The organism is Collimonas fungivorans Ter331 (genome assembly GCF_000221045.1).
Classification (GTDB): domain Bacteria; phylum Pseudomonadota; class Gammaproteobacteria; order Burkholderiales; family Burkholderiaceae_D; genus Collimonas; species Collimonas fungivorans_A.
The window spans coordinates 2,949,078-2,967,714 of the sequence record NC_015856.1 but is presented as its reverse complement, the minus strand read 5'-3'; the positions used below and the strand labels follow the sequence as shown (position 1 = coordinate 2,967,714).

General features: G+C 59.0%; 18 protein-coding genes and 2 tRNA genes. 16 read left to right on the top strand and 4 right to left on the bottom strand.

The window, feature by feature from the left end; all coding sequences use genetic code 11:
• Positions 1 to 133: 133 nt before the first annotated feature.
• From folP to CFU_RS12845, 7 genes are all read left to right on the top strand, one after another.
• Positions 134 to 991 (top strand): dihydropteroate synthase, encoded by an 858-nt coding sequence (gene folP, locus CFU_RS12875; RefSeq protein ID WP_041741951.1) that lies wholly within the window; start codon positions 134 to 136, stop codon positions 989 to 991.
• A 23-nt stretch (positions 992 to 1,014) separates the two neighbouring features.
• Positions 1,015 to 2,352, top strand: coding sequence for a phosphoglucosamine mutase (gene glmM, locus CFU_RS12870; RefSeq protein WP_014006475.1), 1,338 nt, complete (start codon positions 1,015 to 1,017; stop codon positions 2,350 to 2,352).
• Between the two features lie 33 nt (positions 2,353 to 2,385).
• Entirely contained in the window at positions 2,386 to 3,084 is a 699-nt protein-coding gene (locus CFU_RS12865; protein ID WP_041741949.1) for a winged helix-turn-helix domain-containing protein, read from the top strand.
• Complete coding sequence (phoR, locus tag CFU_RS12860) at positions 3,081 to 4,436, top strand: phosphate regulon sensor histidine kinase PhoR (RefSeq protein ID WP_014006473.1); 1,356 nt, start codon at positions 3,081 to 3,083, stop codon at positions 4,434 to 4,436. Before CFU_RS12865 ends, phoR begins: the two co-directional genes overlap by 4 nt.
• Before the next feature lie 289 nt (positions 4,437 to 4,725).
• Positions 4,726 to 4,802: transfer RNA gene (locus tag CFU_RS12855), tRNA-Pro, on the top strand.
• Positions 4,803 to 4,916: 114 nt separating this feature from the next.
• Positions 4,917 to 4,993: transfer RNA gene (locus CFU_RS12850), tRNA-Arg, on the top strand.
• Between the two features lie 227 nt (positions 4,994 to 5,220).
• Positions 5,221 to 5,772 carry a hypothetical protein gene (locus tag CFU_RS12845; RefSeq protein ID WP_014006472.1) on the top strand — a complete coding sequence of 184 codons (552 nt, stop codon included), beginning with the start codon at positions 5,221 to 5,223 and terminating at the stop codon, positions 5,770 to 5,772.
• A 69-nt stretch (positions 5,773 to 5,841) separates the two neighbouring features.
• On the opposite strand, the gene CFU_RS12840 is transcribed toward CFU_RS12845, so the two are convergent.
• The 3 genes from CFU_RS12840 to CFU_RS12830 form a co-directional block, all read right to left on the bottom strand.
• The gene (locus tag CFU_RS12840; RefSeq protein ID WP_014006471.1) at positions 5,842 to 7,188 is read right to left on the bottom strand and encodes a DEAD/DEAH box helicase; all 1,347 of its coding nucleotides are present in this window, start codon (positions 7,186 to 7,188) and stop codon (positions 5,842 to 5,844) included.
• A 295-nt stretch (positions 7,189 to 7,483) separates the two neighbouring features.
• On the bottom strand, positions 7,484 to 7,951 hold the full coding sequence (locus tag CFU_RS12835) for a VOC family protein (protein WP_014006470.1): 468 nt from the start codon (positions 7,949 to 7,951) through the stop codon (positions 7,484 to 7,486).
• Between the two features lie 193 nt (positions 7,952 to 8,144).
• The gene (locus CFU_RS12830; protein WP_014006469.1) at positions 8,145 to 8,948 is read right to left on the bottom strand and encodes an inositol monophosphatase family protein; all 804 of its coding nucleotides are present in this window, start codon (positions 8,946 to 8,948) and stop codon (positions 8,145 to 8,147) included.
• Between the two features lie 180 nt (positions 8,949 to 9,128).
• Between CFU_RS12830 and CFU_RS12825 the strand changes: the two genes are divergently transcribed.
• On the top strand, positions 9,129 to 9,905 hold the full coding sequence (locus CFU_RS12825; RefSeq protein ID WP_014006468.1) for an RNA methyltransferase: 777 nt from the start codon (positions 9,129 to 9,131) through the stop codon (positions 9,903 to 9,905).
• 3 nt (positions 9,906 to 9,908) lie between these two features.
• Here CFU_RS12825 and lexA read toward each other — a convergent pair whose 3' ends face one another.
• Positions 9,909 to 10,550: a transcriptional repressor LexA gene (gene lexA / locus CFU_RS12820; RefSeq protein WP_041741945.1), complete on the bottom strand. Its 642-nt coding sequence runs from the start codon at positions 10,548 to 10,550 to the stop codon at positions 9,909 to 9,911.
• 304 nt (positions 10,551 to 10,854) lie between these two features.
• On the opposite strand from lexA, the gene rpsF reads away from it, so the two are divergent.
• The 8 genes from rpsF (at position 10,855) to CFU_RS23335 (ending at position 18,608) form a co-directional block, all read left to right on the top strand.
• Positions 10,855 to 11,223, top strand: a complete 369-nt coding sequence (gene rpsF, locus CFU_RS12815; protein WP_038488331.1) for a 30S ribosomal protein S6 — start codon at positions 10,855 to 10,857, stop codon at positions 11,221 to 11,223.
• A gap of 49 nt (positions 11,224 to 11,272) precedes the next feature.
• Positions 11,273 to 11,635 carry a primosomal replication protein N gene (priB, locus tag CFU_RS12810; protein WP_014006465.1) on the top strand — a complete coding sequence of 121 codons (363 nt, stop codon included), beginning with the start codon at positions 11,273 to 11,275 and terminating at the stop codon, positions 11,633 to 11,635.
• Positions 11,622 to 11,906, top strand: coding sequence for a 30S ribosomal protein S18 (rpsR, locus tag CFU_RS12805; protein ID WP_014006464.1), 285 nt, complete (start codon positions 11,622 to 11,624; stop codon positions 11,904 to 11,906). The genes priB and rpsR overlap by 14 nt, the downstream gene beginning before the upstream one ends.
• 26 nt (positions 11,907 to 11,932) lie before the next feature.
• Positions 11,933 to 12,385 (top strand): 50S ribosomal protein L9, encoded by a 453-nt coding sequence (gene rplI / locus CFU_RS12800; RefSeq protein WP_014006463.1) that lies wholly within the window; start codon positions 11,933 to 11,935, stop codon positions 12,383 to 12,385.
• A 115-nt stretch (positions 12,386 to 12,500) separates the two neighbouring features.
• Positions 12,501 to 13,901 carry a replicative DNA helicase gene (locus CFU_RS12795; protein WP_014006462.1) on the top strand — a complete coding sequence of 467 codons (1,401 nt, stop codon included), beginning with the start codon at positions 12,501 to 12,503 and terminating at the stop codon, positions 13,899 to 13,901.
• A gap of 180 nt (positions 13,902 to 14,081) precedes the next feature.
• Complete coding sequence (locus CFU_RS12790) at positions 14,082 to 14,708, top strand: DUF47 domain-containing protein (RefSeq protein ID WP_014006461.1); 627 nt, start codon at positions 14,082 to 14,084, stop codon at positions 14,706 to 14,708.
• Positions 14,709 to 14,711: 3 nt separating this feature from the next.
• Positions 14,712 to 15,722, top strand: a complete 1,011-nt coding sequence (locus tag CFU_RS12785) for an inorganic phosphate transporter (protein WP_014006460.1) — start codon at positions 14,712 to 14,714, stop codon at positions 15,720 to 15,722.
• A 195-nt stretch (positions 15,723 to 15,917) separates the two neighbouring features.
• A complete protein-coding gene (locus CFU_RS23335) occupies positions 15,918 to 18,608 on the top strand; it encodes an autotransporter outer membrane beta-barrel domain-containing protein (RefSeq protein WP_014006459.1) in 2,691 nt (896 codons plus the stop codon).
• The last annotated feature ends 29 nt before the right edge of the window (positions 18,609 to 18,637 follow it).

The window sequence follows — 18,637 nt, the reverse complement described above, 5'->3', positions numbered from 1 at the left end:
TCCGGTCCGGAGCGCCTCTGGCGTCGCAGCTTGTGAAATAACCGTCAGCAAGGGTGAGGAGCAATCCTCGCCCTTTTTGCTTATTTTCGTGCCTTTCTTTCGTGCCTTTCGCGCCCTCAATTTAACTTCCTATATGCAACAATATTTTCAATGCGGCCGCTACCGGCTGCCGGTCAACACGCCGCAGGCGCGGCCGCTGGTGATGGGCATACTTAACATCACCCCCGATTCGTTTTCCGACGGCGGACAGTTCCACTCCCTCGAATTCGCCTTGTCGCATGCGGAGCAGATGATCGCCGACGGCGTCGACATCATCGATATCGGAGGCGAATCGAGCCGTCCCGGCAGCCCGGCGCTGTCGCTGGAAGAAGAGCTGGACCGCGTCATGCCCGCCATCTACGCCCTGCGCGATTGCGGCAAGCCGCTCTCCATCGATACCTACAAGCCAGCCGTGATGCGCGAAGCGCTCGCCGCCGGCGCCGACCTGATCAACGATATCAACGGTTTTCGCGCACCTGGCGCCCTGGAAGCAGTGAGCGACAGCGATTGCGGTTTGTGCGTGATGCACATGCAGGCCGATCCGCAAACCATGCAGGTCAAGCCCGAATACCAGGATGTGGTGGCCGAAGTCAGCGCTTTCCTGCAAGAGCGGGTAGCCGCGCTGGAGCAGGCCGGGATAAGCAGGAATCGCATCAGCATCGATCCAGGCTTTGGTTTTGGCAAGACCTTGGCGCATAATGTTGCTTTGTTGCAAAGCATGGGAGATATTCAACGCGCCCTGGACCTGCCTTTGCTGGCCGGGATGTCGCGTAAAACCATGCTGGGCGAGCTGACCGGCAAAGCGCTGGAACGGCGCCTTGCCGGCAGCCTGGCAGCGGCTTTGGCGGCGGTTTCCCAGGGTGCTAAGATAGTCCGGGTGCATGATGTGGCCGAGACTGTGGACGCGCTCAAGGTATGGCAGGCGGCGCAGCGAAAAAAATATAACGATTGAAATGCATGTGACTGAAGGTTGAGATGACAAGAAAATATTTTGGTACCGATGGTGTGCGCGGTCGTGTCGGCGTAGCGCCGATTACGCCGGATTTTGTAATGAAGCTGGGTTACGCTGCCGGTAAAGTGCTGGCCCAGGCCAAATCGGGCGGGGGCAAGCCAACCGTGCTGATCGGCAAAGATACCCGGGTCTCCGGCTATATGCTGGAAGCCGCGCTGGAGGCGGGTTTTGCCGCCGCCGGCGTCGATGTGATGCTGGCGGGCCCTATGCCGACGCCGGCGATTGCTTACCTGACGCGGGCGTTGCGCCTGTCGGCCGGGGTGGTGATTTCAGCTTCGCATAACCCGTATGAAGACAACGGCATCAAATTTTTCTCGGCGCAGGGCAACAAGCTGCCGGATACGGTAGAAACCGCGATCGAAGATGCGCTGGAGCTGCCGATGGCTTGTGTCGCGTCGGATAAGCTGGGCAAGGCAAGGCGCCTGGATGATGCTGCCGGACGCTACATCGAATTCTGCAAAAGCACTTTCCCCAACGAGCTCGACCTGCGCGGACTGACCATCGTGGTCGACAGCGCCCACGGCGCCGCCTACCATATTGCGCCGCACGTATTCCATGAGCTGGGGGCCGAAGTCATTTCGATCGGCAACCAGCCTAACGGCTTCAATATCAACGCCGGCTTCGGCGCCACCGCGCCGGACGCGCTGGCGCTGGCGGTGCGCTCCAACCGCGCCGACATCGGCATCGCGCTGGACGGCGACGCCGACCGCCTGCTGATGGTGGATGCCCGCGGCCGCATCTATAATGGCGACGAGCTGTTGTATGTGATGGTCAAGGACCGCATGAAGACGGGGCCGGTCAAAGGCGCAGTCGGCACCTTGATGACCAACATGGCGCTGGAGGTGGCGTTCCGCAATATGGGCGTGGAATTTGCACGAGCCAAAGTCGGCGACCGTTACGTGCTGGAAGTGATGAAAGAGCGCGGCTGGATCTTGGGCGGCGAGGGCTCGGGCCACCTGCTGTGCCTGGACAAGCATACGACCGGCGACGGCATCGTGTCGGCCCTGCAGGTGTTGTCGGCATTGAAGCGCGACGGCGAAACGCTGGCGCAGCTGACTGCCGATATCGCGCTCTATCCGCAAACCCTGGTCAACGTGAAGGTGAGCGCGGGTTTCGACTGGCAAAAGAATCCGGCGATGGTGGCGGAGACGGAAGCGGTCGAGCGCGAGCTCGGCGACACTGGCCGCGTGCTGATCCGGGCGTCGGGCACCGAGCCGCTGATCCGCGTCATGGTCGAGGCCAAGGACGCCGACCTGGCGCAAGTGATGGCGCGCCGGATTGCCGCTAAAGTGAATTCCTGATGATCGACTTCTACTGAATAGAGTTAATTGCCGATGTCGAAATATCAAACCCACATCCTGATCGTTGAAGACGAACCCGGCATCGCCGAGCTGTTGCGGTTCACGCTCGATGACGCCGGTTTTTCCTGCGAGATTGCCTATAGCGCCAGCGAAGCGCGGCAAGCGATCATCGGCGTCCTGCCCAAGGCCGTGCTGCTGGACTGGATGCTGCCCGATACTTCCGGCCTGGCCTTGTTGCAGGAGTGGCGCAGCCAGCCGCGCAGCGCCACCTTGCCGGTCATCATGCTGACGGCCAAGGGCATGGATGAGGACAAGGTGCGCGGCCTCAATGCCGGCGCCGACGATTATGTCACCAAGCCGTTTTCGCCCAAGGAGCTGATTGCACGGATCCAGGCGCTGTTACGGCGCAAGGTGCCGGAACTCGGGCAAAGCCTGCTCAGCCACGGCTTGATCCAGATCGATACCGATCGCTACCAGGTCACGGTCGACAGTCAGGAAATCGAGCTGGACCAGGCCGAGTTCAAGTTGCTGCGTTTCCTGGTGGCGCACCCGGACCGGATTTTCTCGCGCGCGCAGCTGCTCGATAAAGTCTGGGGCGACCATACGTTCATCGAAGAGCGCACGGTCGACGTCCATATCATGCGTCTGCGCAAATCGCTTGGCCTTGCCGCGGATTATGTCAAGACCGTGCGCGGCGTCGGCTATAAGCTCAACGCCGAGCCGGCAGCGTGACAAGAGTCAACCCCGGACCCAAACCCGGAGCCAGCCCCGGAACCGTCGCCAGCAGCCGCAGCGCACGCAAGTTCTGGGTGCCGGCGCTGCTCTGGTTTGGCCTGCTGTCCCTGGTTGCGGTAGCGGTGGCTGCGGTTGGCGGCGCTATCGTCGGCCTGCTGTTCTTTAGCCTGTCGCTGGCAGGCTTGCTGTTCCTGCAGATGTGGTCGCTGTACCAGATCGAACGCTGGATGGATACGCCGGTGGGCGGTCGCCGGCCCAAGACCTGGGGCTTGTGGGCGCATGCCTTTGCCGCGCTGGAAGACATCCGCCTGGAGGACGAGCGCTCGCGCGCCGACATGGCGGAATGGCTGGCGCGTTTCCGGCAAGCCATGAGCCTGCTGCCGGACGGCGTGGTGATCGTCGACGGCGTGATGCACCTGGAGTGGTGCAATCCGGCGGCGCAAGCCCACCTGGGGCTGGACCTGACGCGCGACGAGGGGCGTTTGCTGACCAACCTGATACGCTCTCCCGATTTCGTCGATTACATGTTGTCGGGGCGTTTCGAACAGCCTCTGCCGTTCATGCATCACGACCGGAAAATCCTGGTGCAGCTGATTTCATTCGAAAGCCGGCGCCAGATCCTGGTCACCCACGATGTCACGCAAAACGAAAAAATGGATACCATGCGGCGCGACTTCATCGCCAATGCATCGCATGAGCTGCGCACGCCGCTGACGGTCATCAACGGCTTCCTCGAGCATGCGCTGAGCAGCGAGATGAACGAGGAAACCCGGCAGCGCCAGCTGCACCTGATGGCGGAGCAAGGACAGCGCATGCAACGGCTGGTGGCCGACATGCTGACCCTGACCCGGCTGGAGTCGCTGGTGCAGCCGCCGTCCAGCGATGCGGTGCGCATCAAGCCGCTGCTGAATCGTTTGGTGGAGGAGGCCAGGGCGCTGTCGGGCGGCAAGCACAGCATCACCCTGCAGGTACAGGATGTCGACCTGAAGGGCAATCACGATGAGCTGGAAAGTGCGTTTGCGAATCTGCTCTCGAACGCGGTCCGGTATACGCCGGACGGCGGCCGCATCGATGTCAGCTGGGGCATGGACGACGAATGCGCCAGCCTGGCCGTGGCCGACGATGGCATCGGCATCGCCGCTGAACATCTGAGCCGGCTTACCGAACGTTTCTACCGCGTCGACAAAACCCGGTCGCGCGCCACGCAAGGAACCGGCCTCGGCCTGGCGATCGTCAAGCATGTCCTGCTGCGCCATCGCGGCCGCCTCGAAATCACTTCGGAGTATGGCAAGGGCAGCCGTTTTAAAGTGAGTTTCCAGCGCGCGCAACTGGCGCTGCGGCAGGACTGATTAATTCTATAAATGATTTCGGCGCAGCGATTTTTGTGTGGCGTCGCCGGTTCTTTCCATTGATTTGCCGATGTTTTAAGCAGAATGAAAAGCAGGGTAAATTTTTTACCGGAATATGCGTTTTTCTCTCGCATATTTTTCCAAATTCTGGTCTAATCCGTCTCTCAAGTTTTTCAGCAGATAAGCTTTTGGCGGTACCGTTATTGGGTCGGTTTTTGCAGCAGAATTTCAAAATTTTCCTGTATAAAAATTTGACAAAAATCGGAATACTGTTTATTATCTTGCTTCTCGGAGTGTAGCGCAGCCCGGTAGCGCACCTGGTTTGGGACCAGGGGGTCCAAGGTTCGAATCCTTGTACTCCGACCAAAAATTAAAATGGGGCTGTCTTCGGACAGCCCCATTTTTCAATTGCGCTTGATAAAAAGCAGGCTCTGCAATAATCGGTCTCACGACCGGAATCAAGGCGACAGGCGTATGAATCCGGCCGTAGCTCAACTGGATAGAGCATTCGGCTTCTACCCGAAATGTTGGGGGTTCGATTCCCTCCGGCCGGACCAGTTTTAGCCTGTCTTTCAGTATTACCTCGCGTTGTCAAAATCCATAATTGCAATATTTCGTCCGCGACACATGTCAGCGGATTTTTCCTGCCTGTTTCATTTTCGTCAAATCTCCTTTCGATCAAGTTAGGCCCGCGCTTATTGGCTCACCGGCGCGAGCAAACTATGATGCATTATTGACATCTATTTGATGTTGCCACCCGGGTCTTGAATCGAAGGAGAATTGCATGTCTGCAGCAGCCAGCTTGTCCCGCATTTTACGGTTTTTCGCGCATTGCAAGATCATGTCCACCCGGGCCGCGTCGCTCCGGCTGGTGAAGCTGCTGTGCATGGCTGGCGCCCTGACGTTTGGCGCGCTGGCTGCGAGCGCAGCGGAATATGTCGACGCCGTGCATTATCCCGCTCATGAACAAGGCTGGGATGTCTTCTACGACCTCGAGCGGCGGCTGCAGCGGGATTTCGACGATATCTGCGGCGATACCATCTGTGAAGGCGAATTCAGCAATATGCAAGCCTTGCGCTATCGCTGTTCGGTACGGCAGTCTGATGGCACGATGGGAGAGTGCGTGTGGGTATTTGCGGGCAGCAATGCTGAAATCGATGCTGCCAACGGCAAGGTCGTGACCGATGCGCGCACCTGGACCTGTCGCACGCCGTTGGCGGCGCAGACGCCGGTAGCATCGTTTTATAGCGCTCTGGCAGGCGAGCGGCCGTTGCGTGCGCCATTGCCGGGCAGCAGCATGACGATCTTTGACGGGTTGTTTGATTGCCTGAACTGAGGCAGAGAGAAGGGATGCGCTGGATTTGCGATGCCGGCCAGGCCGGCATCGCATGAATATCGCTGCAGCTTAGCGGCCGCGTCCGCCGGAGCGGCGCGGAGCTGCAGGACGCGGTGCAGCGCCATTGCCGCCGCCATGGCCGCGTGAGGGCCCCTGGCTTGGCTTGCCGCCGGGCGCCGCGCCCTGGCGTCCACGTCCGCCGCCGCCACCACCGCCACTACGATTGCCGCCACCGCCGCCGCTGCGCAGCTGTATCGGCTGGGCGCGTGCGTTCGGATCGGGTTCAAAACCGGCAATCACTTCCTTCGGCAATTCGCGCTTGATCAGCTTCTCGATGTCTTTCAGCATCTGGTGTTCATCCACGCATACCAGCGACACCGCTTCGCCGGTAGCGCCGGCGCGGCCGGTGCGGCCGATGCGATGGACGTAGTCTTCGGGCACGTTAGGCAAGTCATAGTTGACTACGTGCGGCAGCTGGTCGATGTCGATGCCGCGTGCTGCGATGTCGGTTGCGACCAGCACCTGCAGGCTGCCGTCCTTGAATTCGGCCAGCGCGCGGGTGCGTGCCGACTGGCTCTTGTTGCCGTGGATCGCCATGCCGCTGATGCCGTCTTTTTCCAGCTGCTCGACCAGCTTGTTGGCGCCGTGCTTGGTGCGAGTAAACACCAGCACCTGCGACCATTGGTGCGTCTTGATCAGGTGCGCCAGCAGCGGGTGCTTGCGGTCGCGGTCGACCGGATGGATCTTTTGCTGGATCACTTCGACGGTCGAATTGCGGCGCGCCACTTCGATCATGGCCGGCGAATTCAGCAGGTTGTCGGCGAGGATCTTGATTTCGTCCGAGAACGTGGCGGAGAACAGCAGGTTCTGGCGTTTCTTCGGCAGCACCGCGAGAATCTTCTTGATGTCGCGAATGAAGCCCATGTCCAGCATGCGGTCGGCTTCATCGAGGATCAGGATTTCCACGTGGTTCAGGTTGACGGTGCCTTGCTGCATATGGTCCAGCAGGCGGCCCGGTGTGCACACCAGGATATCGACGCCGTGCTTGAGCAGCTTGATTTGCGGATTGATGCCGACGCCGCCGAAAATCACGGCCGAGGTCAGCTTCAGGTATTTGCCGTACAAGCGCACGCTTTCCTCGACTTGCGCCGCCAGTTCGCGTGTCGGCGTCAGCACCAGCGCGCGGATCGGGCGTTGGCTGCCGGTCGGGTTGGTGGCCGAAGTCGACAAGCGGTGCAGCACAGGTAGCGTAAAGCCGGCGGTCTTGCCGGTGCCGGTCTGGGCGCCGGCCAGCAAATCGCCGCCGGCCAGCACTGCAGGAATAGCCTGGGTCTGGATCGGGGTAGGGGTAGTGTATCCGTGTTCGGTTACGGCACGAACGATGGCTTCGGACAAGCCGAGTTCAGAAAAAGACATGACAACTCAATAGAATAGTATCGGCCTGTCGCCTTCTATAAGGCGCCAGTCGCAGGCAAACGGATTAGAGGAGATTGGAGTCAGCTGGGCTTGAAATTGCTCTTCGGCCCGATAACGTCCTTGACAGCAGTATTTGACTGGAGAATTTGCTGTGTCGCCGCAGAGTATAACAACGGCGCGCTACAGGCAAGCAATTCCGGCGTCTCGTGAGGCGATGCAGCATAAATGCCGGCCGCCGATCCGCCTGGGAACAAAGCGGATCGCGTCAGGGAAGCGCTGGGCCGGCGATTATCGGTCAGCCGGCGTTCTTCATGGAGGCTGCGGCGCGTTCACGTATTTCTTCTTCCGAATAGTCGGCGATATGCGTGCCGACCGTCCAGACGTGGCCGAACGGATCTTTCAGGGTGCCGGAGCGGTCGCCATAGAACTGGTCTTGCAGCGGCCGCACCTGGGTGCCGCCGGCGGCGATCGCCCGCGGGAAAACCACGTCTACATTTTCCACGTAGAGCATGATGCTGACGCCGGCGCCGCCCAGTTTTTTCGGACTGATGATGTCCATCTCCGGGAATTCGTCCGCCAGCATGACGTGAGAATCGCCGATCTTGATTTCTGCATGGCCGATTCTGTTATCCGGTCCATCCATGCGCAGTATTTCCACCGCATCGAAGGCTTTTTTGTAAAACGCGATGGCGTCGGCGGCGCCGTCGATAATCAGATAGGGAGTGACGGAAGAATAGCCGTCCGGAATTGGTTTGACTGCCATATGGTTCTCCTGCGAGTTGAGAAATGGTCGTTAGGACTGTCCAATTGCGCTGTTGCGCATGTATTGTAGTCACTGGCCCGCGCAGTTGAAATGACAAAGCGGAGTTTCCTGGATTTTCCGGAGCAGGGTCCTGCTTGCTCCGGAAAATCGGGAGATTTATTAAAAACCGGGATGTTTAATAAAAACCTGGAGTTTATTTGGTGGCGTACGGAGACAGCAGGCCAACCATCTGCGCAAATACTTTCGGGCTGCCGGCCAGCACATCGCCCTTGTACAAATAATCGGATTCGCCGCTGAAATCGCCGACGATGCCGCCCGATTCGCTGATCAGCAAGGAGCCTGCGGCGATGTCCCAAGGCTTCAGGCCTTTTTCAAAGAAACCGTCAAGGCGGCCGGCGGCGACATACGCCAGGTCGAGGGCGGCGGCGCCCGGGCGGCGCAGGCCGGCGCAGCTTTGCGTCATGACGCGGAATATCTTCATGTACTCGTCCATGGCCGGGCCTTCGGTTTCGCGGAAAGGAAAGCCAGTGCCGATCAAGGCATCGGCGATCTTGTCGCGCTTGCTGACGCGGATCCGCTTGTCGTTCAGGTAGGCGCCGGAACCCTTGGTGGCAGTGAACAAGTCGTTGCGGGTCGGGTCGTACACGACGGCCTGGGTGATCTGGCCGCGGTGCTGCAGCGCGATCGAGACGCAGTATTGCGGAAAACCGTGGATGAAATTGGTGGTGCCGTCGAGCGGATCGATGATCCAGACGTTTTCGTTATCGTCATGCAGGTTGGCGGAAGCGCCCGATTCCTCGGCCAGGATGGCGTGGTCCGGATAGGCATTCTTCAATACGTCAATGATCGCCGCTTCTGCCGCCTGGTCGACTTCGGTGACAAAGTCGTTATGCTGTTTTTTGGTGACTTTCAGCAGGTCGAGGTCGAAAGAGGCGCGCGAAATGACCTTGGCGCCGTTGCGGGCGGCCTTGATGGCCGTATTGAGCATTGGATGCATGATAGTGTTCCGTTAAAATGGCGGCACTGTGCCAACCGGGAACAGAACCACCTATATGATTGATAATAATGAACGATGCGGATGTTCCTGTCGTATTTTGAAAAATAAGTTTCGAAAAAATAAGTTTCGAAAAATAAGCAACTTTTAGTCGAAGAAATCCGCGTAATGGCGCTATTTTAAATGAACCAGGCAAAAATCAACACGTCTCTTTTCAATCGGCTGCGCTTTGTGCTGGTCGAAACCAGCAGTCCCGGCAATGTCGGCGCGGCTGCCCGCGCTATCAAAACCATGGGATTTTCCGAGCTGATCCTGGTCAATCCACGTTTCCCGGATGTGCTGCAACGTGACGAAGCCGTTGCATTTGCCAGCGGCGCGCAGGATATCCTGGCGGCGGCGCGGATTGTCGATAGCGTGGAGCAGGCCCTGGAGGGTTGCAACTTCGCCGCGGCCCTGAGCGCCCGCTTGCGCGAATTTTCCCCGCCGCTGACCGCGCCGCGCGCCTTGGCGGCCCAGCTGGTGGCCGACGCCAGCCTGAACGCGGCGGTCATATTCGGCAGCGAGCGTTATGGTTTGCCCAACGAGATTGTCGAAAAATGCAACGTGCTGCTGAATATTCCCGCCAACCCGGAGTATTCGTCGCTGAACCTGGCGCAGGCGGTGCAGGTGCTGGCTTATGAGTGCAGGGTCGCGGCCAGCGAGGATTTGTCGCCGGCGACAGGTGGGGAAGTAGGTTTTCAGGGCAATGCCGCCAGCCTGGCCGATATCGACGGCATGTTTGCCCATCTTGAACAGGCCCTGGTAGAAATTGAATTCCTCGATCCAGCCAGCCCGAAAAAGCTGATGCCGCGCTTGAAGCGGCTGTTTTCGCGCACCCAGCTGGAAACCGAAGAGGTCAATATCCTGCGCGGCATCGCCAGCCAGATACTGAACAAGCGGCGCCGCCTCGACCGTTCCTGAACCCTAGTTCCAGCTGCGCAGCAGGCCGACCGCCAGGCCTTCCAGTGCAAAATCCTCGGTCACGATGATAGGCTCGAAATCCGGGTTTTCCGGCAGCAGCTGGATTGTAGAGCCGGTTTTTTGATAACGCTTGACCGTGACGTCATCGCCCAGCCGGGCCACCACAATCTGGCCGTTCCTGGCGCTGTCGGCTTTCTTGACCGCCAGCAGGTCGCCGTCGAGGATGCCGGCGTCGCGCATCGACATGCCGCGCACCTTCAGCAGGTAATCCGGTTTGGCGCTGAACAGGGCAGGGTCGACGTTGTAGCTGGCCTGGATATGTTCCTGCGCCAGGATCGGCGAACCTGCGGCGACCCGTCCGATCAGCGGCAGGCTCAGCTGCATCAGGGCCGGGTGCGGCAGCGCCAGTTGCGTGCCCTGGCTGCGGCTGGCGCTTTCGGTAAGCCGGATGCCGCGCGAGGTGCCGGCCGATATGACGATGGCGCCCTTGCGCGCCAGCGCCTGCAGGTGCTCCTCCGCCGCATTGGCCGAACGGAAGCCAAGCTCGGTCGCTATTTCGGCGCGCGTCGGCGGGAAGCCGGTGTTTTCGATGGCGTCCTTGATCAGATCGAGGATTTGCTGCTGACGGGCGGTCAATTTGATCATGGCGTAGTTTTGGCGTAAAAAACGGTGTAGAAGTGCTCGGAAAAACAGCAAAGACAGCGCTGAGGAGGCCAGTCGATGCTGTGCATAACAACAGTCTGTATTTTTGTACAGTATTTGTGCAAATGCAAGACAATTTGATGCAATTCGGCCACTCTTTAGCTATTTACTTACGCCCAGCCCTTGCCGAGAGGCTGAAAGCATTGAGTTTTGTTGCAATTGCTAGTACTATTGCTGGTTTTCCTCTTCCCACACTCGTCTTGACGCCGAGGTGGGCGATTCTTCAATCCGTCCAAAAGGAGCTTACATGCGTCATTATGAAATCGTATTTATCGTCCATCCAGATCAAAGCGAGCAAGTGCCTGCAATGATCGAGCGCTACAAAGGTATCGTCACTACACGTGGCGGCACCGTGCATCGCGTGGAAGACTGGGGCCGCCGCCAACTGGCATACCTGATCCAGAAACTGGCTAAAGCACATTACGTCTGCCTCAACATCGAGTGCGACAGCGAAACTCTGGCTGAAATCGAAACCGGCTTCAAGTTCAATGATGCAGTGCTGCGTCATCTGACCGTCAAGCTGAAGAAGGCCGAAACCGGTCCTTCGCCAATGATGAAGGCCGTGCAGAAGGAAGATGCAGCCAAGAGCCATCGCACTGAAGCGCCGGCAGCCTGATTTACCAAGCATCTGCCAGCACTTTGCATAGCTATCGAGTCCATCAGGAGTGAGCCAAGCCAATAACGTGTTTCAACTGGTTGCCGTCATCGCCGAACGTGAAGTCATACGTTATACGCCGGCAGGCATTCCGATCGTATCTGCAATATTGCAGCACCGTTCGGAGCCGATTGAAGCAGGGATCAAGCGTTTGATCGAATTCGAAATCGCCGCGCTGGCCGTAGGCGAGATTTCGGGAAGATTCAGTCAGGCGGCATTGGGCGGCAGCTTCTGGTTCACAGGATTCATGGCACGCAAGAGCCGCAACGGTAGAAGTCTGGTATTTCACATCACGGATTTCGCTGCAATCGAGATTGCAGATGAATTGATTAGTAAAAATTTAGATACAGGAGCCAAAAATGGCATTCGGTAAAAAGTTCGATAAAAGCAAACTGAAAAACAAGCGTCAACAACAAAACCCGCTGTTCAAGCGCAAGAAATTCTGCCGTTTCACCGCTGCACACGTTGCCAGCGTTGATTACAAAGATATCGACACGCTCAAGGATTTTGTTCAGGAAAACGGCAAGATCATGCCAGCACGTCTGACCGGCACCAAGGCAATCTACCAACGTCAAGTGGACACCGCGATCAAGCGCGCGCGTTTCCTGGCGCTGCTGCCTTACACCGATCTGCACAACGCTTAATTGACGACTTGAAATAGGAGAAAAATATGCAAGTTATTCTGTTGGAAAAAGTCGTTAATCTCGGCAACCTGGGCGAAGTTGTTCGCGTCAAGGACGGTTACGCACGTAACTTCCTGATTCCGCAACGTATGGCACGTCGTGCTACCACTACTGCCATCGCTGAATTCGAAGCGAAGCGCGCTGACCTGGAAACAGCAGCAGCAGCCAAGCTGGCTGTGGCTCAAGGCCAGGGCGAAAAACTGAGCGGCCTGACTGTTCAGATCTCGCAAAAATCGGGCGTTGACGGCCGTCTGTTCGGTTCCGTGACCAACTTCGACATCGCTGAAGCGCTGACCAAGCAAGGTTTCGCAGTTGAAAAAGCACAAGTTCGCTTGCCGAACGGCCCGCTGAAGACGACTGGCGAACACCCTGTTGCAGTTGCCCTGCACACCGACGTGGTTGTCGACATCGTCATCGCAGTGATCGGCGAACACGTTTAATACGTTGTTGGCAAAAAATCATTGCAGTAAAAAAGCCGGGTTTTCCCGGCTTTTTTTACGCCCTTTTTCTGGCGGTGCAGCAAGACGCTTATAAGAAGCAGGTATAATTCGCGCCATGAAAGCACCTTCCAAAGCACCGTCCGATCCGCAGCTAGATTCCCTCCGCGTACCACCCCATTCCATCGAAGCAGAACAGTCCGTTTTGGGTGGTCTGCTGCTGGATAACGCGGCCTGGGACAAGATCGCCGATTTTGTGAGCGCCGACGATTTCTATCGTTACGACCACCGCATCATCTTCCAGCACATGGTCAAGCTGATCAACGGCAGCAAGCCGGCTGACGTGATCACGGTCTTTGAATCGCTGAGCGGCACCGGCAAGGCCGAAGAAGTCGGCGGCCTGAGCTACCTCAATGCACTCGCCCAGAACACCCCGTCCGCCGCCAATATCCGCCGCTACGCCGAGATCGTGCGCGACCGCGGCGTGCTGCGCAAGCTGATTACCGTCGCCGACGAGATTTCCGGCCAGGCTTTCAGCCCGCAGGGCAAGGAAGTCAAGCAGATGCTGGACGAGGCCGAATCGAAGATTTTTGCGATCGCCGAGGAAGGCGCGCGCGGCGCCCAGGGTTTCCAGGAAATCCAGCCTTTGCTGACGCAAGTGGTGGAGCGCATCGACGAGCTCTACAACCGCGACAACCAGAGCGACATCACCGGCGTTTCGACCGGCTTCATCGACCTCGACAAGATGACCTCCGGCCTGCAAAAGGGCGACCTGGTCATCGTGGCCGGACGGCCATCCATGGGCAAGACCGCATTCTCTGTGAACATCGGCGAAAACGTTGCGATCGAAAGCGGTCTGCCGGTGGCGATCTTTTCGATGGAAATGGGCGGCACCCAGCTCGCCATGCGTATGCTCGGTTCGGTCGGCAAGCTCGACCAGCACCGCCTGCGCACCGGCCGCCTGAACGACGAAGACTGGCCGCGCCTGACCCATGCGATCCAGAAGATGAACGACGCCCAGCTGTTCATCGACGAAACCCCGGCGCTGAGCTCGATCGAGTTGCGCGCCCGTGCGCGCCGCCTGTCGCGCCAGTGCGGCACGCTGGGCCTGATCATCATCGACTATTTGCAGCTGATGTCGGCCAATAACGCCGGTGAAAACCGCGCCACCGAAATTTCTGAAATCTCGCGTAACCTGAAGGGCCTGGCGAAAGAGCTGCAGTGCCCGGTAATCGCGCTGTCGCAGCTGAACCGCTCGCTGGAACAGCGTCCCAACAAGCGCCCGGTGATGTCCGACTTGCGCGAATCCGGCGCTATCGAGCAGGATGCCGACGTCATCCTGTTCATTTACCGTGACGAGGTATACAACCCTGATTCGCAAGAAAAGGGCACCGCGGAAATCATTATCGGCAAGCAGCGTAACGGCCCGATCGGCAGCGTTCGCCTCAGCTTCATCGGGCAATATACGAAATTCGACAATTACGCCGGTAATCTGGACGCGCCGTACGGCGGCGACTGATTGGCCGTGTTGGTTTTGTTGCATTAACGAAAAATTTACAAAATCCTGCTAAGCGCAGGCCGAATGAGCCTGATATATTTCAGTTTCGTGACATTGTTTGCTTTAAATTAATATCCTTGATTTACCTGCGAACGTAGTTGTAGTTTTAGATTCAGCTTAACCCTCAGAAGAGAGAAAAACATGTTTGGACGATTGATGCCCACCGAGGGCAAATTCTTTGAGCTCTTTAACCAGCACGCAGAGTTATGCGTCAAGGGCGCCAAGGAAATGGTGGCGTTGATGACTAATTTCGACGATCTGGAAATCCGCGTACACGCGATCGAAGGCATTGAGAAGCAGGCCGACCAGGTCACCCATCATGCGATCGACATGCTGCACAAGACGTTCATCACGCCTATCGACCGCGACGACATCCATCAGCTGATCACGCGCATGGACGACATCCTGGACTTGCTGGAAGACGCGGCGCAGACCATTTCCCTGTACGACATCAAGGCGATCACGCCGGAAGCCAAGCGGCTGGCCGAACTGTGCCTGGGTTGCGCGGAAAAGGTCAAGGCAGCGGTAGGCTTGCTGCACAATATGGACAACTCGCGTGAAATCCTTGCCATCTGCGTCGAGATCGACCGCCTGGAGTCGGATGCCGACCACGTGATGCGCGCCGCCATGTCCAAGCTGTTCCGCGACGAACCGGATGTACGCACCCTGATCAAGCTGAAGGCCATTTACGAGTTGCTGGAAACGGTGACGGACCGTTGCGAAGATGTCGCCAACATCATCGAAGGCATTATCGTAGAAAACGCCTGATCCATGCACACTCTTCAAATCAGTATCTACGTTCTCGTTTTCCTCATTGCACTGGCGCTGGTATTCGATTTCATGAACGGCTTCCATGATGCCGCCAATGCTATCGCTACCGTGGTTTCTACCGGCGTCCTCAAGCCGCAGCAGGCAGTCGCCATGGCGGCGCTGTTCAACTTCATTGCGATTGCGGTGTTCCAGCTGCACGTCGCCGCGACGGTGGGCAAGGGCACGATCGATCCCAATGTAGTCGATCATTATGTCGTGTTCGGGGCGCTGGTCGGCGCCATCTGCTGGAACATCCTGACCTGGTATTACGGCATCCCGTCGTCGTCGTCGCACGCCTTGATCGGCGGCCTGGTCGGCGCCGCGGTGGCGAAGGCCGGCACCGGCTCGCTGATCTCGGCTGGCCTGATCAAGACTATCGCGTTTATCGTCCTGTCGCCGCTGCTGGGTTTCGTGTTCGGCTCCATCATGATGGTGCTGGTGTCCTGGATTTTCGTACGCTCCACGCCGCGCAAGGTCGACAAATGGTTCCGCCGCCTGCAGCTGGTGTCGGCCTCGATGTATAGCCTGGGCCACGGCGGCAACGATGCGCAAAAGACCATCGGCATCATCTGGATGCTGCTGATCGCCACCGGCTTTTCGCAGTCGACCGATACGCTGCCGCCTTGGTGGGTGATCATTTCCTGCTATAGCGCGATCAGCCTGGGCACCTTGTTCGGCGGCTGGCGCATCGTCAAGACCATGGGCCAGAAAATCACCAAGCTGAAACCGGTGGGCGGCTTTTGCGCCGAAACCGGCGGCGCCATCACCTTGTTCCTGGCGACCATGCTGGGCGTTCCGGTCTCGACCACCCACACCATCACCGGCGCCATCGTCGGCGTCGGCGCGGCGCGGCGGGTCTCGGCGGTGCGCTGGGGCGTGGCCGGCAATATCGTCTGGGCCTGGGTGCTGACGATCCCGGCGTCGGCTTTCATGGCTGCAATCGCCTGGTGGATCGGCAAGCACATTTTATAGTCAAGATAGCAATAAAACAAAGAGGGCGATGCAATGTAACAATGCATCGCCCTCTTTTTTTGCCTCGGATTTGGGAGCCCGGCCCGAATTTTTGCCTTGTTGCCATAGGTTGCTATTACAAATACAATAATTTCCACGGGGAAAATATAAGCTGTATATAAGCACATCCATTGTGCACCTACCGAGGACTGAGCTATGCAACCAGCACTCAAGAGAGGCATGAACGGCGTCATCATTACGTTTGCCGGGGCTTTGATCACGCAAGCGCAAGCAAGCTGCAGCAACAATGCGCCGACCAGCGGCGTTGCCGTAAGCTGTTCCGGCAGCAACGCAACACCGGTCGCGGCCCAGGCCGGCAGCACAGGCGTTGCGGTCACGCTGGATTCCAGCGTAGCGGCCAGCATCCCGCGCAGCACCAGTCCGGTGGCTTTTCAGGTCGATACCTCAAGCACCATCACCAACAACGGCAGCGTCACCCTGACCGGTGGCGGCGGCACCGGCGGCAACCGCGGCGCGGCGCTGCTTGGCCTGAACAATAATAACCAGTTGACCAACAGCGCCCAGGCCAGCATCAGCACTACCGGCGCCTTCAACGACGGCTTGGCCGCCAACGGCAGCGGCAATACGCTGATCAACCGGGGCAGCATCGTTACTGCCGGCCCCAACGCATTCGGCATATCGGCCGCCTGGGGCCAGACCAACCTTGGCCAGCTCAACAACAGCATCGTCAATTCGGGGACGATCGCCACCGCCGGCAGCAACGCCCGCGCCATTTCCATCCTCGGCGGCAGCGGCACGGTGAGCAACAGCGGCAGTTTGTCGAGCACCGGCGCCAACAGTCCTACCGTGTACATGCAGGGCAATAACGACAAGCTCACCAACAGCGGCACCATCAATGCCTCCGGCACGGGTTCCGACGCGGTGTTTTCGAATACCGTGGGTTCCAGTTTTGCCGCCAGCATCGAGAACCAGGCCGGCGGCCAGATCATCAGCCAGCAAGGCGCGGCGGTGCGCACCCTCAACGGCAGCAGCACGGTCATCAATGCCGGCCTGTTGCAGAGCGGCTCCGGCACCGCGGTCTCGATGGGCACCGGCGTCAATACGCTGATCCTGCAAACCGGCTCGGTGATCAACGGCGCTGCCAATGGCGGCGGCAACGCCGGCAGCAAGGTCGTGCTGCAGGGATCAGGCACGGCATCGAATGCATTTTCGAATTTCGCCGCTTTGCAAGCGCAGGGCGACAACTGGACCTGGAGCGGCAACGGCGTTTTCACCACCGCGCAAATCCAGAGCGGCCTGTTTAACCTCACAGGCAGCTTGGGCGGGGCAACCACCGTCGCCTCGGGGGCAACCTTGGCCGGCAGCGGCGGCACGATTGCCGGCGACCTGCTGAACCAGGGCACCTTGCATCCTGGCGTCGGCGACGGTAGCGGCGGCCTGACCGTGACGGGGAATTTCACCCATGCGGCAAACGGCATATTCCAGACCGAGGCGTCGCCGGTTTCCGCCGGCTTGCTGACAGTGGGCGGCACTGCCAGCCTGCTGGGCGGCAGCGTCAACGCCACCATGCTGCCGGGCTCCTATCCGGATCAGATACGCCTGCCGATTGTCACCGCGGCAGGCGGCGTCAGCGGTACCTTTGGCCAGCTGCAGGCAAACGCAACGGCGTTGCTGACGCCGGCGCTGGCCTACGACAACGGCCATGCCTACCTGGTGATTACCCGTGCGCCGATCGCGACAGTGGTCACCAGCGGCAACAATGCCGCGATCGGGCAAGCGATCGACACCAGCCGGCCCCAGGCCACGCCGGAAGAACCTGTGCCGCCCGCCGTCACGCCAGCCGGCGTAGCGGTAGCCACCGGGGCGCTGGCGGAGACGGTCAATACCCTAAACTTGCTGGATAAGGCGGAGCTACAGGCTACGGTAGGCAGCCTCACCGGCGGCGTCCATGCAACCTTCTCGCAGCTCGCATTGCGGGAAAACGACCTGTTCGGCCGGGCGTTGTCGATGCGCCTGGATACCCAGCGTGATGGCAGTCGCAAGGCTGGCGATAACGGCGTATGGGTGCGGCCTTACGGTTCTTTCGGTAAATTGAGCGCGACTGCCGATACTTCAGGCGCGAGTTACCGGATAGGCGGCATCAGCGCTGGCGCCGATCGCGCCGTAGGCAATGACTGGATCGTCGGCGCCGGCCTGGATTATGCTCACTTGAGTGCCGATTTCGATGACTACAACGGCAACGGCAAGCTCGACAGCTACAAGATCGGCGCCTATGCCAGTTACGCCCCGGGCCCGCTGTATGTCGATGCCATCGCCAGCTACGCAATACAGCGCACCGACATGCAGCGTGATGTGCTGACCGGAACCGGCTCCACCTTGCGCGCCAAGAGCGCCTACGATGGCCAGCAGGCAAGCGCCTACGGCGAACTGGGTTATCGCGCGAAGCTGAACGAACGTTTTGTCCTGCAGCCGTTCGGCGCCCTGCATTACACCCGCCTGCGCCAGGACGGCTTCACCGAAACCGATGCCGAGAACCTGGGGCTGTCCACCCAGAGCAATACCTTGAACAGCTTGCGCAGCAGCCTCGGCGTCAAGATCAGCCAAGACCTGCCGCTGGCTACGGGTTCCATGACGTTTGGCGCGCAACTGCGCTGGATGCATGAATTCATGGACGCGCAGGCGCAATACCAGGCGACATTGATTGGCGCCCCGGGCAGCGATTTCACGGTGAAAGGCGTAGACCTGGGCCGGGATGCGGTGCTGGCGGGCGTGAATCTTTCGTATGCCGCCTCGGCCAGCCTGAACCTGTTTGCCGACTACGATTACCAGGCGGAGTCGCATAACCGGGTGAACCGGGTCACTCTTGGTTTGCGCTATCTCTGGTAAGAGAGCTCTTTCACAGGTCCATGATATGA

Excerpts from the sequence above, each read along its gene's own strand:
- folP (WP_041741951.1), top strand. The coding sequence starts at position 134 with ATGCAACAATATTTTCAATGCGGCCGCTACCGGCTGCCGGTCAACACG.
- glmM (WP_014006475.1), top strand. The coding sequence starts at position 1,015 with ATGACAAGAAAATATTTTGGTACCGATGGTGTGCGCGGTCGTGTCGGC.
- CFU_RS12865 (WP_041741949.1), top strand. The coding sequence starts at position 2,386 with ATGTCGAAATATCAAACCCACATCCTGATCGTTGAAGACGAACCCGGC.
- CFU_RS12845 (WP_014006472.1), top strand. The coding sequence starts at position 5,221 with ATGTCTGCAGCAGCCAGCTTGTCCCGCATTTTACGGTTTTTCGCGCAT.
- CFU_RS12840 (WP_014006471.1), bottom strand. The coding sequence starts at position 7,188 with ATGTCTTTTTCTGAACTCGGCTTGTCCGAAGCCATCGTTCGTGCCGTA.
- CFU_RS12835 (WP_014006470.1), bottom strand. The coding sequence starts at position 7,951 with ATGGCAGTCAAACCAATTCCGGACGGCTATTCTTCCGTCACTCCCTAT.
- CFU_RS12830 (WP_014006469.1), bottom strand. The coding sequence starts at position 8,948 with ATGCATCCAATGCTCAATACGGCCATCAAGGCCGCCCGCAACGGCGCC.
- CFU_RS12825 (WP_014006468.1), top strand. The coding sequence starts at position 9,129 with ATGAACCAGGCAAAAATCAACACGTCTCTTTTCAATCGGCTGCGCTTT.
- lexA (WP_041741945.1), bottom strand. The coding sequence starts at position 10,550 with ATGATCAAATTGACCGCCCGTCAGCAGCAAATCCTCGATCTGATCAAG.
- rpsF (WP_038488331.1), top strand. The coding sequence starts at position 10,855 with ATGCGTCATTATGAAATCGTATTTATCGTCCATCCAGATCAAAGCGAG.
- rpsR (WP_014006464.1), top strand. The coding sequence starts at position 11,622 with ATGGCATTCGGTAAAAAGTTCGATAAAAGCAAACTGAAAAACAAGCGT.
- rplI (WP_014006463.1), top strand. The coding sequence starts at position 11,933 with ATGCAAGTTATTCTGTTGGAAAAAGTCGTTAATCTCGGCAACCTGGGC.
- CFU_RS12795 (WP_014006462.1), top strand. The coding sequence starts at position 12,501 with ATGAAAGCACCTTCCAAAGCACCGTCCGATCCGCAGCTAGATTCCCTC.
- CFU_RS12790 (WP_014006461.1), top strand. The coding sequence starts at position 14,082 with ATGTTTGGACGATTGATGCCCACCGAGGGCAAATTCTTTGAGCTCTTT.
- CFU_RS12785 (WP_014006460.1), top strand. The coding sequence starts at position 14,712 with ATGCACACTCTTCAAATCAGTATCTACGTTCTCGTTTTCCTCATTGCA.
- CFU_RS23335 (WP_014006459.1), top strand. The coding sequence starts at position 15,918 with ATGCAACCAGCACTCAAGAGAGGCATGAACGGCGTCATCATTACGTTT.